We start from the raw sequence: 13,602 nt of genomic DNA, 5'->3' as shown, positions 1-13,602 counted from the left end.
TCTTCGGCAAGCTCAAGGAGTTCAAACGTATCGCCATGCGCGCCGACAAGACCGATCAGAGCTTCGCCTCCATGATCCATCTCGCCGCAGCCGTGATAAACTCCCGATGAATCCCAACAGGCCCTAGTATGAGCTTGTCCGCGCAGTCGCGAGCCATGCGCGGATCGACACTGCCCGCCGTCGGTTTTCCGCCGGCGGCCTTTCATTTCGCGCCCTGCGCTTTATTTCACATCGTCGAACGGCGACACCGCGGGGCTGCCGACGCGCATCCGCTTGATGCGGCGCACCGCCATCGGCGCGCCGTCGGACTGGTACTGCAGTTCGTATTTCTTGCCGTTCTTGTCGACAGCGCTGCAGGTGATGCTGGAAAGTTCGAGCGTCACGAAGTTGCCGACCTGTTTGCAGAGGCCGGCGGTCGATTCGACTGACGGCACCGGCAGGCCGTCGGCCTTCGGCCTGTCCTTTGATTTCAGCAGCATCCGGTCGATCGGCAATTCGTACAGATTGGCCTCCGGCCTTCGCCCGTTGTCGCCGGAGAACGTGATGATGTGGCTGTCGTCACTGGGATCGTCGATCGCCACGGTAAAATTCGCCCGGCCTTCCTCGGTCTGGAAGAAGGCAACGGCCCGGCAGGCCAAATCCCGTCCCGCGACCTTGAGCGTGCTGCACTTGCCGGACATCATCGCAAAGATGACGGTATCGGGCTCTTGCCGCTGAAGTTCGTCCGAGGCGCGGGCCGGCATTGCAATGAAAATAATGGCAAGGGCGAAAGCCTGCCGGCAAAGCTTCATGGTCATGCCCGGTTGATAGGACATGGCGCGCGGTGTGACCAGAGTCTCGCAAGGTTCCGGAAGTGTACCAAGGCGGGATAGCCCCATTTTGCAGCGCCGAACGGCAATCAGAAATCGAGCGGCGCGTTGTCGACCACTTCTTTCATGACGAAGAAAGTCCGGGTCTGGCGGACGCCCGGCAGCGCGATCAATTGTTCGCCATGGATGCGGTTGAAATCCTCCATGTCGCCGACGCGGATCTTGAGGAAATAGTCGAAATCGCCGGCCACCAGATGGCAATCCAGCACGAATTTCAGTTGGGTGATTGCCCGCTCGAAGGCGGCAAAGCTCTCCGGCGTCGACCGGTCGAGCACGACGCCCACCATGACCAGCGCCCCCTTGCCGACCTTGCGCGGCGCCACCATCGCCCTGACCTGGGCGATGAACCCCTCGTCGAACAGGCGCTGGGTGCGCCGGTGACAGGTTGCGGCGCTGACGCCGACCGTTTCGGCCAGCTCGGCATTGGTCAGCCGACCGCTATTTTGCAGCAAGCGCAATATCTTAAGGTCGATGCGGTCGATCCTGCCGGCCATGAAAGAATTTCTCGGATAAGTGCTGGATATTGGATGAAAAGCTACCGTTATCCAAGAAAAGCGCAAGATACGCGTGTATTTGTGTCCCATTTTGAGAGCACTTTTCCTGCGTCCGGTGATAGGGCGTTCTCCGGGCATCAGGCCATCAACGGGGACGTCAATGCTGGAAAAATTCGAACGCTATCCACTTACCTTCGGACCCACCCATATCGAGAAGCTGGAGCGGCTCTCGCAGCATCTCGGCGGCAAGGTTGAGCTCTATGCCAAGCGCGAGGACTGCAATTCGGGTCTGGCCTTCGGCGGCAACAAGCTGCGCAAGCTCGAATACATCATCCCCGATGCGATCGCTTCCAATGCCGACACGCTGGTCTCGATCGGCGGCGTGCAGTCCAACCACACCCGCATGGTCGCAGCCGTTGCGGCCAAGATCGGCATGAAGTGCCGCCTGGTGCAGGAAAGCTGGGTGCCGCACGAGGACGCCGTCTACGACCGCGTCGGCAACATCCTGCTCAGCCGCGTCATGGGCGCGGATGTGCAGCTGGTGGACGAAGGTTTCGACATCGGCATTCGCCAAAGCTGGGAAGAGGCGATCGCGGATGTGAAGGCGAAGGGCGGCAAGCCATATGCGATCCCGGCTGGCGCCTCCGTGCACAAATATGGCGGGCTCGGCTATGTCGGCTTTGCGGAAGAAGTCAGGGCGCAGGAGAAGGAGCAGGGCTTCGCCTTCGACTACATCGTGGTCTGCACGGTCACCGGCTCGACCCATGCCGGCATGCTGGTGGGATTTGCCAAAGATGGCCGCGCGCGCAAGGTGATCGGCATCGACGCTTCTTTTACGCCGGCCCAGACCAAGGCCCAGGTGCTCGACATCGCCCGCGGCACCGCCGCCCTCGTTGAATTGGGCCAGGGGATCGTCGAGGACGATGTCGTCCTGATCGAGGACTATGCCTATCCGGCCTATGGCGTTCCTTCGCAGGAAACCAAGGAAGCCATCCGGCTCTGCGCGCGCCTCGAAGGCATGATCACCGATCCCGTCTACGAGGGGAAATCCATGCAGGGCATGATCGATCTCGTGAACAAGGGCTATTTCCCGAAGGGATCGAAGGTCCTCTACGCCCATCTCGGCGGCGCGCCCGCGATCAACGGATACGCTTATACCTTCCGGAATGGCTGAGGATTTACGCGTCCGCCGCCCGCACCAGCGCGAGCAGTTCGTCGCCGTAATGCTCGAGCTTCTTGTCGCCGATGCCGGCAATGTTGCGAAGTTCATCGAGCGTTGCCGGCCGTGCGGCGGCAATGCCGTCGATGGTGGAATCATGCAGCACGACATAGGCCGGCACGCTGCGTTGGCGCGCGATATCGGCCCGCCATGCCCGGAGCGCCGCCTGCAGCGGAGCATCGGCGGGCTTGGTCTCCGCGCGCGGCGCCAGATCGCCGCGCCTTGATTTGGCGCGGCTGGCGCGAACGTGCGTGCCGGGCGCCGCCTCGCGCAGCATCACTTCGGTTTCGCCTTTCAGGACGCCGCGTGCGCTCTCCGTTAGCTTCAGCGCGCCAAAGGCTTCGCTGTCGGCCCGCAGATGGCCCATGGCGACCAATTGGCGGACCACGGCACGCCATTGCTTCTCGTTGAGATCATTGCCGATGCCGAAAACGGATAGCTTGTCGTGGCCGAATTGGGTGACGCGCTCGGTCAGGCGGCCGACCAGCACATCGATCAGATGCATGGCGCCAAAACGCTGCCCGGTGCGATAGGCGCAGGACAGCAGCTTTTGCGCGGCGACCTTGCCGTCGCGAAGCTGCGGCGGCGACAGGCAGTTGTCGCAATTGCCGCAACTGGTGGAGGTCGCTTCCTCGCCGAAATAACCGAGCAGGCGGCCGCGCCGGCAGCCCGCGGTTTCCGCCAGCGCCACCAGCGCATCGAGCTTGCCGATCGAGACGCGCTTGAACGCATCAGAGCCGGTGGACTCGTCGATCATGCGGCGCTGCTGCACGATGTCGGACAGGCCATAGGCCATCCAGGCGCTGGCGGGCTTGCCGTCGCGCCCGGCTCGACCGGTCTCCTGATAATAGGCCTCGATGCTTTTCGGCAGATCGAGATGCGCCACGAAGCGCACGTCCGGCTTGTCGATGCCCATGCCGAACGCGATGGTGGCAACGATGACGACGCCGTCCTCGTTGATGAAGCGATCCTGGTTGCGGGCGCGCAGGCCTGCATCGAGGCCCGCGTGATAAGGCAGCGCAGCTATACCGGCCTTGGTCAGGGCATCAGCGGTGTCCTCGACCTTGGCGCGCGACAGGCAATAGACGATGCCGGCGTCTCCGGCGTGGCGTTCGCTGATGAAGGCTTTGAGCTGGGCCGGCGCATTCTGCTTTTCGACGATCTCATAACGAATATTCGGGCGGTCGAAACTCGCGACGAAGCTTGGTGCGCCGGCAAGCCCGAGGCGGGCCACGATCTCCTTGCGCGTCATTTCGTCGGCGGTCGCGGTCAGTGCAATGCGCGGCACGTTGGGAAAGCGTTCGGCGATCGCGGACAGGCCGATATATTCAGGGCGGAAATCATGCCCCCATTGTGACACGCAATGCGCCTCGTCGATCGCAAACAGCGCGATATTGGCTTGTCCGAGCAAGGACAGGCAACGCGGCGTCAGAAGCCGCTCGGGCGCGACATAGAGCAGATCAAGGTCGCCGGCGAGCAGCCGCCGCTCGACTTCCGAGGCTTCGTCAAACGACAGCGTCGAGTTCAACACCGCCGCGTTGACGCCGGCCTCCAGCAGCCCCGCGACCTGGTCGCGCATCAGCGCGATCAGCGGCGACACCACGATGCCGCAGCCTTCACGCAGCAGTGAAGGCAGTTGATAGCACAGCGACTTGCCGCCGCCGGTCGGCATCAGCACCAGGCAGTTGCCGCCGTCCGTCACGTGGCGAACGATTTCCTCCTGCGCGCCGCGGAAGGCGGGCAGGCCGAATACCGAGTTCAGCACCGACAGCGCATCAGGAGCACTGTCGCGGTGAAGGGCGGCGGGAGCAGGCATGGGGATTATGTCGTCCGATCGGGGTCCGCGCGCAGGCGCTCTTGAGGCAGGAAGTCGAGATTACCATCGATCATGGCACGTCCAATCCAGATTCGACACTCCCACCGGTGCGCGGCCGTGCGGGCTCCCTGCAGGGCAGACTTGCGGTAATTGATGCTTCCACGGGTGAACGGCGGCGGGTGAACTGTGTTAAAATACAACCCAACGGCTATAAACGCAAAGGGAGCGCAAGGGACCGCATGACGGGACCGTCCCGAATTGTCGCCAGCATCGTTGCCGTCGTGCTGCTTGGCGGCGCGGCGGCTGCCTTTGCAACCGTGTGGCGCCCGGCGATTGCGGCGGTCGAGCCTCCCGGGCCGCTGGCCTTCGATGCCGCCCTCGTCAAAAAAGGTCGCGACCTGGCGGCGATCGGCAATTGCAGCAATTGCCATACCGTGCGCGGGGCTAAGAACTTTGCCGGCGGTCTGCCGGTGCCGACCCCGTTCGGCACGATCTTCTCCTCGAACATCACGCCGGATGCGGAGACGGGAATCGGGCGATGGTCGGAAGCCGCGTTTCAGCGCGCGATGCGCTCCGGCGTCAATCGTGAAGGGCAGCACCTTTATCCGACATTCCCATACGACCACTTCACCAATGTCAGCGACGAGGATGACCGGGCACTCTATGCGTTCCTGATGACGCGGCAGCCCGTCCGCGCGCCGGCGCGCGAAAACCGGCTTTCCTTCCCGTTCAACCAGCGGTTCGCCATCGCCGGATGGAAATTGCTTTTCCTTCGTCACGGCACCTATCAGCCTGATCCCAAGCAAAGCGCCGAGTGGAACCGCGGCGCTTATCTAGTCGAGGGGTTGGCGCATTGCGGCGCCTGCCACACGCCACGCAATGCGCTGGGTGCTGAACGCAGCAGCGCGCAATTTGCCGGCGGCGATGTCGACAACTGGCACGCCTATGCGCTCAACGATCGGTCCCACGCGCCGGTGCCCTGGGATGCTGAGGCCCTGTTCGCCTATTTGCGCGACGGCTGGCACCCCGACCACGGCACGGCGCGCGGGCCGATGGCGGAGGTGGTCAGTAATCTGTCCTCGGTTCCGTCAAGCGACGTCCGCGCGATCGCGGTCTACATGGCCGGCGTATCGGGAACGCCGACGCCGGATCGCAAACGCCAGGGCGAGGCCGCGCTGGAACAAGCCAAAGCATCTTCGGTCCCTGCTTCCCAAACCAATGCGGCCGGGGCGTCGATTTACGCGGCTGCCTGCGCGTCATGCCACGCGAGTGGACGGCCGCTGCCTTATGGCGGGGTCAATCTGGCGCTCAGTACCGCGATCGCCAGCCCCGATCCGCGCAATCTCGCCAATATCGTGCTGTCCGGCGTCCAGGCCATCGAAGGCGAACGCAGCCCGATCATGCCCGGATTTGCCGCCAGCATGACCGATGCGCAGGTTTCGGCCTTGTTGAACTATCTGCGCGCGCGGTTCAGCAACCAACCACCATGGTCTGGCGTTGAAAAGACGGTTCAAGATGCACGCGGTGCGCAGACTGCATTTCTCCAGACATCGCCCGCGCCGCGCAGCGCGCCCGTCGATCCTAAGCAGCGAGAAAAGCCATGATGACATTGAAGGTCAACGGTCGGGAGCATCAGGTGGAAGCCGATCCGGATACGCCGTTGCTCTATGTGCTGCGCGAAGACATCAAGCTCAACGCCGCCAAATTCGGCTGTGGCCTCGGCCAATGCGGCTCCTGCACGGTGATCGTCGACGGCAAGGCCGTGCTCTCCTGCGTGACGCCGATGATTTTGCTGGAAGGCAAGCAGGTAACGACGCTCGAGGGCCTCGGCACGGCGTCGGAGCCCGCGCCGATCCAGCGCGCCTTTATGGAAGAGCAGGCAGCGCAATGCGGTTACTGCATCGCCGGAATCATGATGCGGGCGCAGGCCCTTCTGCAGAGAAATTCCAGGCCGACCAATGAACAGATCAGCTCCGAGCTTGAGCCTCATCTATGTCGTTGCGGCACCCACATGCGCATCCTGCGCGCGGTGCGTCGCGCGGCGAGGCTGATGGACAGCGCGGATGCGTCGTCGACGGCCGACAGGAGGGCCCGATGAACGCCCCCGCGATGATCGATCGCCGTCGCGTGCTGGCAGGCGGCGGCGCGCTGATTGTCAGCTTCTCGTTGTCAGGCGCTTTGGCGCAGCAGCAAGGCGCGTCCACAGCAGCTCCCGCACCGAGCCCGCCCGGCAGCTTGAAAAATTCGCCCTATCTCGACGCGTGGATCCGCATCGACGCCAATGGCAATATTGAGGTGTTCACGGGCAAGGCCGAACTCGGTCAGGGCTTCAAGACGGGGTTTCAGCAGATCGCGGCTGAGGAGCTCGACGTGGCCTTTGAATCTCTCAAGGTGACGACGGCGGACACGCGACTGACCGCGAACGAGGGTTATACGGCGGGCAGTAACTCCATGAAGGACAGCGGCACCGCGATCCAGAATGCGGCGGCGCAGGCGCGCGAACTGCTGCTTGCAGAAGCAGCAGGGCGGCTTGGACTGCCGGTCGAGAATCTGCGGACAGGAGACGGTGCGGTGATCGCACCTGACGGTAAACGTCTGTCGTATGGTGAACTCGTCCGGGACGATATGCTGCATGTCCAGGCGCAGCCGAAGTCGAAACTGAAGGACCCCGCGACATTCAAGGTCATTGGCCGGCCTGTGCCGCGCGTCGATATCCCCGCCAAGGTCGCCGGCGGTGCGGCCTATGTTCAGGACATGCGATTGCCCGGGATGGTGCACGCCCGCATCGTGCGGCCGCCGAGCTATGGCGCGCAACTGACGGAATGCGATACCGCCGCTGTGGAGAAGCTGCCCGGCGTCGTCAAGGTGGTGCGTGACGGCAATTTCCTTGCGGTGGTCGCGGAAAAGGAATTCCAGTCGATCAAGGCGATGAATGCGCTTGCCACTGCCGCGAAGTGGCAGGAGACCGCACGCCTGCCAAAGCAGGACGACCTGCTAGCAGTGTTGACCAGCCTGCCTGCGCAGACCTCGACGATTTTCGAGCGAGGCAATTCGCAGGCCACGGGTGAGAAAACTATCGAAGCGATCTACACACGGCCCTATCAGGCGCACGGATCGATCGGTCCGTCTTGTGCCGTGGCGCAATTGATCGATGGCGCGATGACGGTATGGACGCATACGCAAGGCGTCTATCCCGATCGTCAGGGCATCGCGGAAATGTTGCGCATGCCTCCGGCCAGCGTTCGCCTGATCCATGTCGAAGGCTCCGGCTGCTATGGCCACAATGGCGCCGACGATGCCGCGGCCGACGCCGCGCTGATCGCTCGCGCATTGCCCGGCCGCCCCGTTCGCGTGCAATGGATGCGCGAACAGGAACATGCCTGGGAGCCGTTCGGCCCGGCGATGGTGACGAAACTCAAGGCCTCGCTCGACGGCAATGGCAAGATCGCCGACTGGCATTTCGATGTCTGGAGCAATACGCACTCGATGCGGCCGGGCGGCGCCGGATCGATGCTGGCGGCGCAGCACATGGCGCAACCCTTTGCCGTGCCTGCTCCGAGGCCATTGCCGCTGCCGGAAGGCGGCGGTGATCGCAACGCAATCCCGATTTACACGTTTCCCAACGCGCAGGTAGTGCACCACTTCATCCCGGCGATGCCGCTCCGGATTTCGGCGATGCGCGCGCTGGGGGCCTATCACAACGTGTTTTCGATCGAAAGCTTCATGGACGAGCTCGCAAGCCTCGCCGATGCCGACCCCGTCGAATTCCGTTTGAAACATCTTGAGGACCAGCGTGGCCGGGCCGTGATCGAAAAGGCGGCGCTGGGTTTCGGATGGAAGAGCGGCCAGAAAGCGCCGCGGGATCGCGGCTTCGGCTTTGCCTTTGCGCGTTACAAGAATCTGGCGGCCTATTGCGCCATTGCTTCCGAGGTTGAGGTTAATCGGGAGACCGGCCGTCCACGTCTGGTCCGCGCGGTGGCGGCGGTCGACAGCGGACAGGTGGTCAATCCGGACGGGTTGATCAACCAGATCGAAGGCGCAATCGTGCAGTCGATGAGCTGGACATTGTACGAAAGCGTTACCTTCGACGATACCAGGATCACCAGCATCGACTGGCAGACCTATCCGATCCTGCGTTTCGATGCCGTGCCTGACAGCATCGAGGTTCACATCATCGACCGGCCGGGGCAGCCGTTCCTCGGCAGTGGTGAAACCGGGCAGGGGCCGGCGGCGGCATCGATTGCAAACGCCATTGCCAATGCCACGGGAAAACGGCTGCGGAATTTGCCGCTGACGCGCAAGCGCATCAAGGAGGCGATCGATGCGTGAAGGCGCTTACTGATAGCTCGCCACTACATCCGACACCGCGCGTTCGAGCTGCTTTGCGGTGGCGCATTGACGAACAACAGTGCAGAAGGTCGAATAGCGCGGCATTTCCGAATCGCCCCAGCCCCAGGCCATGCGCCCTTCGGGATTCAGCCACACCAGCCGCTTCGACCGCTCGGCGATGCGGCGAAGGATGTCGGCGCGGGGATCGAGATTGTTGCTGCGGGCGTCGCCGAGCACGATCACGGTGGTTTGCGGGGTGATCGCGCTCATCCAGCCGTGCTCGAAATCGTCGAAGGAATTGCCGTAATCGGACGAGCCGAAGCCGACCTTGGACATGATCTCGGCCATCGCCTCTTCCGGCGATTTGGATTCCAGGATGTCGCTGACCTCGATCAGGTGGCCCGAAAACGCAAACGAGCGGACATCGTCCACGACCTCGTGCAGGCTGTGGATCAACAGCAGGAAGAAGTCGGACACCCGCGCCACCGAGCCCGAGACGTCGCAGAGCGCTATGATCTTCGGCTTGTCGCGGTGCCGCCGTTTCCAGGCGGTGAGAAACGGCACCCCGCCCCAGGCGGCGTTGCGGCGGATGGTGCGGCGCACGTCGAGATGGCCGCGGCGCTGGCGCTTGCGCGGCTTGGAGTAGCGCTCGCGCAGGCGGCGGGCGATCTGGCGGATGAGATGGCGCATCTGCTCGACCTGCCGCGGCTCGATCCGCGACAGCGGCGCGTTGCGCAAAATTTCGCTACGCAGATTTTCCGCTTCCTCGCGCCCGTACAGCATCAGCGCCTGCGAGACGGTGTCGCGGACCGTGCCGCGCAGCCCGTCCAGCGCATTGGTCAGCCGCTCCGCCAAGGCAGGGTTGGTCGCGGCGAGATTGTCGAGATCGTCGCGCAGGCGCTCGATGCCCATCCGGTCGAGGATGCGGCCTGAGAAGATACCGCGTTGCGTGAAATAGCGGATGTCGGACAGCGAGGCCGCGTTCGCCGCATTGGCAATGGCTGCCGAAATCTGGTTGCGATCCTGCGCCAGCAGCATCTGGGCGAGCTGGCCAAGCCCCTCGGCCTGCTCGCCGCCGCTGGCGTCATCAGACGGATCGGATGAGGGACTGGATCCCGATTGGTGCTCTTCGTCGGCCCTGCCGTCTTCGGGCGGAGATTGTGGCTCCGGCTGATCGAAGAACAGATCAAAACAGTCGCCAAGCGCCTTCTTCTCATCCTGCGTCTTGGCCAGCGTCAAGAGGAAGGTATCGCGCAGGACCGTCCGGTCGGCAAAGCCGACCTTGGAGACGGCGCGCATCGCGTCGATGCTTTCGGCCGGCGAGAGTCTCACCCCCGCGCCCCGCGCCGCACGAAAGAAGCGATGCAGGTTCTCTCTCATCCCCTGTCTATCCGAAGACGTTCTGACGCGAGGCCTTGGCGATGAAGGTGGAGACCTGAGGCATGGTGGCCTCGATATCCGCCTCGTATTTCAGGAGGACGTTCAGCGTGTCCTTGACCATCTCGTGGCCAAGCTCGGAAGCCTGCAGCAGCACCAGCACACGCGCCCAGTCGATGGCCTCGCTGACTGACGGCAGTTTTTTCAGGTCGAGCGTGCGAACCTCGTGAATGAAGCCCACCATCTGCTTGCGCAGCGTCTGCGAAATACCGGGCACGCGACTCTCGACGATCCGCTCTTCCAGTCTCTGTTCGGGGAAGCCGATGTGCAAATGCAGGCAGCGCCGCTTCAGCGCGTCGCCGAGATCGCGCTCGCTGTTCGAGGTCAGGATCACGGTCGGTGGCGCGACAGCGACGACTGTTCCGAGTTCGGGAATCGTCACCTGGAAATCACTGAGAATTTCCAGCAGCAGCGATTCGAACTCGGCGTCCGACTTGTCGATTTCGTCGATCAGCAATACGCAGCCAGCCGGCTGCTCCAGCGCCTGCAGCAACGGCCGCGGCTCGACGAATTCCTTGGAGAAGAACACATCGCCGAAATCGTGAAGCTGATTGAGCGCCGCTTCCAGCGTCGGAGCGCCGCCGAGGACTTCGCCGAGCTTGTCCTTCAGGATCTGCGTGTACAGAAGCTGTTTTGCGTATTTCCACTCGTAAAGCGCCTTGGCTTCGTCGAGCCCCTCATAGCATTGCAGTCGGATCATCTTCATGCCGCGCCAGGCGGCGATCGCTTTCGCAAGTTCCGTCTTGCCGACGCCGGCGGGGCCTTCGACCAGGATGGGTTTTTCGATCTGCTGCGCCAGATAGACCGCGGTCGCGATCTGGCGGCTCGCAATATAGCCTTGCGCCGCAAGACCGCTTTCCACTGCCTCGATCGAGGCCGACGGCCTGATATCAGCCACGGGTTTCAACTCCGAATTCGATGGATTTCAGAGTGTTCTGCCTGCGTTCCCGGCAAAGAACAAGCGTCGTTTGGACATGGGCGGCGGCAAATTCCGCCATTTTCCGTCTAGCGCAATGCCAGCCCGGTAGCAGCTTCCAGCTCGTTAATCGCCTGCGCCGCATTGACCACCTTGATCGTGGTCATCCCCATCTCACGCGCCGGCTTCAGATTGACGCCGAGGTCGTCGAGATAGACGCAGTTCTTGGGATCGACCTTCAGCGTCTCGACCATAATCCGGTAGATGCGCGGGTCGGGCTTGCGCAAGCCGATCTTTGCGGATTCGATGACATGGTCGAACAGCGCCATTACCTCGGCGACGTAGAGCTTGCGGCCGCTGTGGCTGCCGATGGCGTTGGCGGGAAGGTTGTTGGTGATGCAGCCGGTCTTGAACTGCGCCTTCACGCGCTTGAGCGCCTCGACCATCTCGGGCCGCAGATCGCCCGACAGCAGCGGCAGCACGTCCTTGCCGCGAACCGCCGCGCCCAAGGCCAGCGATTCGGCCGCGAACAATTCGTCGAACGCTTCGATATCGACCTCGGCGCGCTCGAACTTGGCCCAGGCGTTTTCCAGGTGGTTGGCGGCGTTGGTGCGCCGGATGATGTCGGCGGGCAGCCCGCGCTCGGTCTCATACCGCGCAAATGCCTCGAACGGCGAGGTGGTCAGCACGCCGCCGAAATCCCAGATCACTGCCTCGATCATTATGCCCTGCCTATGCGAAGTGACGGCTTCGCCTCAGTACCCGGACGCATTGCCGGTAACAGGGAGAACGCACGTTCCCATTATTGGCATTCTCAGGATCGCGGCAAGCCACCGAGGAGCTCTTCGGCGCCGTCGTTTACGGGAGATTGGGGCGGCCTACCAGACCATGGGCAGGAGGCGGTAGCGGACACGGGCGGAATATTCGAGATAGCCGTCAAGCTCGGCTTTGAGCATCCGCTCCTCCATGACGGCACGAAAAGCAAGCAGGACTGCCATGACCGGTACGATGGCAAGACCATACCAGGACCCCAGCAACAGTGGCGTGCCGAGATAGGACAGCAGCCCGCTCGCGTAGATCGGATGCCGGACATACTCGTAGGGGCCGGTCGTGATCGCCGTGTGTCCTCGTTCGCGCTGGATCTTCACAACGGGTGCGGCGTAGCTGTTCTCCCGATAGGTGAGATAAACGAGAGAAAATGACGCGGCGAGGATTATTGCACCGATGCATTGCAGCCAGCCAGGAACCGACGACCATTGAAACCGTGCGGCATCGAGCGCCATCAGGGGAAGCCAGCCGAGCCAAAGCAGCGGAATGATCGTCGTCAGCATCCTGTCCCAGCCGACCTGCCCGCGCGTCGAACGGCGTTCGGCCAGAAGTTCGGGATCACGCCTTGCCAGCCACGATTCGGTGACGAGGCCGCCAATGCCGATCTCGAAAAGGAAAACCCATGCACCCAACCATTGCACGGTGCCAGCCGTCATGAACAGAAGCACCCCGATGCCCGCGAATGAGGACATCGCGCGCGTCAGGGGGCTGAGGTGGGTAGGATGCCGGCCGATGCTCATTTGTCATCCCGTAGCTTGCGGTCCACGCGTCTCTCAACGGCGCCAGTTGCGGGCTTGTCCCGAATAGACCCGGCTGGAACTTGTTCGCGCCACCGGATCGAGCAATGCCTTCATCGCCGTATTGAGCCGTTCTTCCGACGCCGGCCCGCCATCATACCGAAGCCGGGTTGGAGCGCCGGGACCCTGCGGAGGGATCGTGTAGGTCGACGATGTCGGGGCGGTATAAGTTGCAATCTCCGGACGCGATGCGTCCACTGCTTGCAGCTTGACCGGACGATCGGCGGCTGGCGGAGGCTCGGCGGCTGGCGGTCGACCGGCTGCTTGCGGGCGATGGGCGGCTGGCGGCGGACCGCCAGCTTTGCCGCCACCAGGTTTCCGGGGAGGTGTTGCCATTGGATGAAGCTCCTTGACTGGAATGATGACGTGTCAGCGTTCCGCTTCGGTGCGGCTCGCGATGATTGGATTTCTCTTCTTGATCGCGTCGATCAGCGATTCATGCGTAACGACCGATGAAACTACGATCTTGCCCGCCGGCTGGACGACCTTGTTGCCGTTGTGCTGCGGAGAGTTTTCGGCAGTCGACTCTTGCGCCATGTTGACCTCCCAATGCAGGGTGGGGCCCGACCGAGTCGGGCCCCGGGTGTCGATCAGATGCCAAACGCGCCCAGAACGCCGGGCAGTGCCTTGACTGCTCCGCCGAGGATGTCCTCCCAGCCTTGCGGGTTGACCGATCCGCTGGTGGCCACTTCAGCAATTCGCTTCGGACCGCGCTCGATGCCCTCACACTGGATCGGGCTGCGCACGGTTCTGAAGGTCTCCAGATCATTCCTCGCGTACATATTCAGCTCCTTGTTCTAGGGTTGAGTTGACGGTTGCTGCCGGAAGTCAGCGCCAACCAGAACAACCATCGACGGACGTCGCCCAGAGATTTGCTGTTCCCTGGACCACGTGGCG

13 protein-coding genes are annotated in these 13,602 nt (G+C 62.9%); 4 read left to right on the top strand and 9 right to left on the bottom strand.

Annotation, left to right across the window (positions count from 1 at the left end):
* Positions 1-221 precede the first annotated feature (221 nt).
* Positions 222-815 (bottom strand): hypothetical protein, encoded by a 594-nt coding sequence (locus C7G61_RS38660; RefSeq protein ID WP_244608678.1) that lies wholly within the window; start codon positions 813-815, stop codon positions 222-224.
* Between the two features lie 83 nt (positions 816-898).
* Positions 899-1,363 (bottom strand): Lrp/AsnC family transcriptional regulator, encoded by a 465-nt coding sequence (locus tag C7G61_RS38655; protein ID WP_108522876.1) that lies wholly within the window; start codon positions 1,361-1,363, stop codon positions 899-901.
* 160 nt (positions 1,364-1,523) lie between these two features.
* On the opposite strand from C7G61_RS38655, the gene C7G61_RS38650 reads away from it, so the two are divergent.
* Complete coding sequence (locus tag C7G61_RS38650; RefSeq protein WP_108522875.1) at positions 1,524-2,537, top strand: 1-aminocyclopropane-1-carboxylate deaminase; 1,014 nt, start codon at positions 1,524-1,526, stop codon at positions 2,535-2,537.
* Between the two features lie 4 nt (positions 2,538-2,541).
* On the opposite strand, the gene recQ is transcribed toward C7G61_RS38650, so the two are convergent.
* Entirely contained in the window at positions 2,542-4,398 is a 1,857-nt protein-coding gene (gene recQ, locus C7G61_RS38645; RefSeq protein ID WP_108522874.1) for a DNA helicase RecQ, read from the bottom strand.
* Positions 4,399-4,637: 239 nt separating this feature from the next.
* Between recQ and C7G61_RS38640 the strand changes: the two genes are divergently transcribed.
* The 3 genes from C7G61_RS38640 to C7G61_RS38630 are packed head-to-tail and all read left to right on the top strand — an operon-like array spanning position 4,638 to position 8,727.
* The gene (locus tag C7G61_RS38640) at positions 4,638-6,002 is read left to right on the top strand and encodes a cytochrome c (RefSeq protein WP_108522873.1); all 1,365 of its coding nucleotides are present in this window, start codon (positions 4,638-4,640) and stop codon (positions 6,000-6,002) included.
* Positions 5,999-6,496 carry a (2Fe-2S)-binding protein gene (locus C7G61_RS38635; RefSeq protein WP_108522872.1) on the top strand — a complete coding sequence of 166 codons (498 nt, stop codon included), beginning with the start codon at positions 5,999-6,001 and terminating at the stop codon, positions 6,494-6,496. The genes C7G61_RS38640 and C7G61_RS38635 overlap by 4 nt, the downstream gene beginning before the upstream one ends.
* Positions 6,493-8,727: a xanthine dehydrogenase family protein molybdopterin-binding subunit gene (locus C7G61_RS38630; protein WP_108522871.1), complete on the top strand. Its 2,235-nt coding sequence runs from the start codon at positions 6,493-6,495 to the stop codon at positions 8,725-8,727. Before C7G61_RS38635 ends, C7G61_RS38630 begins: the two co-directional genes overlap by 4 nt.
* 6 nt (positions 8,728-8,733) lie before the next feature.
* On the opposite strand, the gene C7G61_RS38625 is transcribed toward C7G61_RS38630, so the two are convergent.
* The 6 genes from C7G61_RS38625 to C7G61_RS38605 all read right to left on the bottom strand — a co-directional run bounded on the left by C7G61_RS38625 (position 8,734) and on the right by C7G61_RS38605 (position 13,487).
* On the bottom strand, positions 8,734-10,107 hold the full coding sequence (locus C7G61_RS38625) for a vWA domain-containing protein (RefSeq protein WP_108522870.1): 1,374 nt from the start codon (positions 10,105-10,107) through the stop codon (positions 8,734-8,736).
* 7 nt (positions 10,108-10,114) lie between these two features.
* The gene (locus C7G61_RS38620; RefSeq protein WP_108522869.1) at positions 10,115-11,062 is read right to left on the bottom strand and encodes an AAA family ATPase; all 948 of its coding nucleotides are present in this window, start codon (positions 11,060-11,062) and stop codon (positions 10,115-10,117) included.
* A gap of 107 nt (positions 11,063-11,169) precedes the next feature.
* Positions 11,170-11,802, bottom strand: a complete 633-nt coding sequence (locus C7G61_RS38615) for an HAD-IA family hydrolase (protein WP_190242179.1) — start codon at positions 11,800-11,802, stop codon at positions 11,170-11,172.
* Between the two features lie 156 nt (positions 11,803-11,958).
* The gene (locus C7G61_RS38610) at positions 11,959-12,648 is read right to left on the bottom strand and encodes a methyltransferase family protein (protein WP_108522867.1); all 690 of its coding nucleotides are present in this window, start codon (positions 12,646-12,648) and stop codon (positions 11,959-11,961) included.
* Between the two features lie 426 nt (positions 12,649-13,074).
* Positions 13,075-13,242 (bottom strand): hypothetical protein, encoded by a 168-nt coding sequence (locus tag C7G61_RS45175; protein ID WP_190242178.1) that lies wholly within the window; start codon positions 13,240-13,242, stop codon positions 13,075-13,077.
* 53 nt (positions 13,243-13,295) lie between these two features.
* Positions 13,296-13,487, bottom strand: a complete 192-nt coding sequence (locus C7G61_RS38605; RefSeq protein WP_108522866.1) for a hypothetical protein — start codon at positions 13,485-13,487, stop codon at positions 13,296-13,298.
* Positions 13,488-13,602 lie beyond the last annotated feature (115 nt).

The organism is Bradyrhizobium algeriense (genome assembly GCF_003062295.1).
Classification (GTDB): domain Bacteria; phylum Pseudomonadota; class Alphaproteobacteria; order Rhizobiales; family Xanthobacteraceae; genus Bradyrhizobium; species Bradyrhizobium algeriense.
This window is presented reverse-complemented; position numbering and strand designations above follow the sequence as displayed.

Bases quoted from the DNA above. Each gene is read 5' to 3' on its own strand.
- C7G61_RS38640 (WP_108522873.1), top strand. From the start codon at position 4,638: ATGACGGGACCGTCCCGAATTGTCGCCAGCATCGTTGCCGTCGTGCTG.
- C7G61_RS38650 (WP_108522875.1), top strand. From the start codon at position 1,524: ATGCTGGAAAAATTCGAACGCTATCCACTTACCTTCGGACCCACCCAT.
- C7G61_RS38630 (WP_108522871.1), top strand. From the start codon at position 6,493: ATGAACGCCCCCGCGATGATCGATCGCCGTCGCGTGCTGGCAGGCGGC.
- C7G61_RS38610 (WP_108522867.1), bottom strand. From the start codon at position 12,648: ATGAGCATCGGCCGGCATCCTACCCACCTCAGCCCCCTGACGCGCGCG.
- C7G61_RS38660 (WP_244608678.1), bottom strand. From the start codon at position 815: ATGTCCTATCAACCGGGCATGACCATGAAGCTTTGCCGGCAGGCTTTC.
- C7G61_RS45175 (WP_190242178.1), bottom strand. From the start codon at position 13,242: ATGGCGCAAGAGTCGACTGCCGAAAACTCTCCGCAGCACAACGGCAAC.
- C7G61_RS38615 (WP_190242179.1), bottom strand. From the start codon at position 11,802: ATGATCGAGGCAGTGATCTGGGATTTCGGCGGCGTGCTGACCACCTCG.
- C7G61_RS38655 (WP_108522876.1), bottom strand. From the start codon at position 1,363: ATGGCCGGCAGGATCGACCGCATCGACCTTAAGATATTGCGCTTGCTG.
- recQ (WP_108522874.1), bottom strand. From the start codon at position 4,398: ATGCCTGCTCCCGCCGCCCTTCACCGCGACAGTGCTCCTGATGCGCTG.
- C7G61_RS38605 (WP_108522866.1), bottom strand. From the start codon at position 13,487: ATGTACGCGAGGAATGATCTGGAGACCTTCAGAACCGTGCGCAGCCCG.
- C7G61_RS38625 (WP_108522870.1), bottom strand. From the start codon at position 10,107: ATGAGAGAGAACCTGCATCGCTTCTTTCGTGCGGCGCGGGGCGCGGGG.
- C7G61_RS38635 (WP_108522872.1), top strand. From the start codon at position 5,999: ATGATGACATTGAAGGTCAACGGTCGGGAGCATCAGGTGGAAGCCGAT.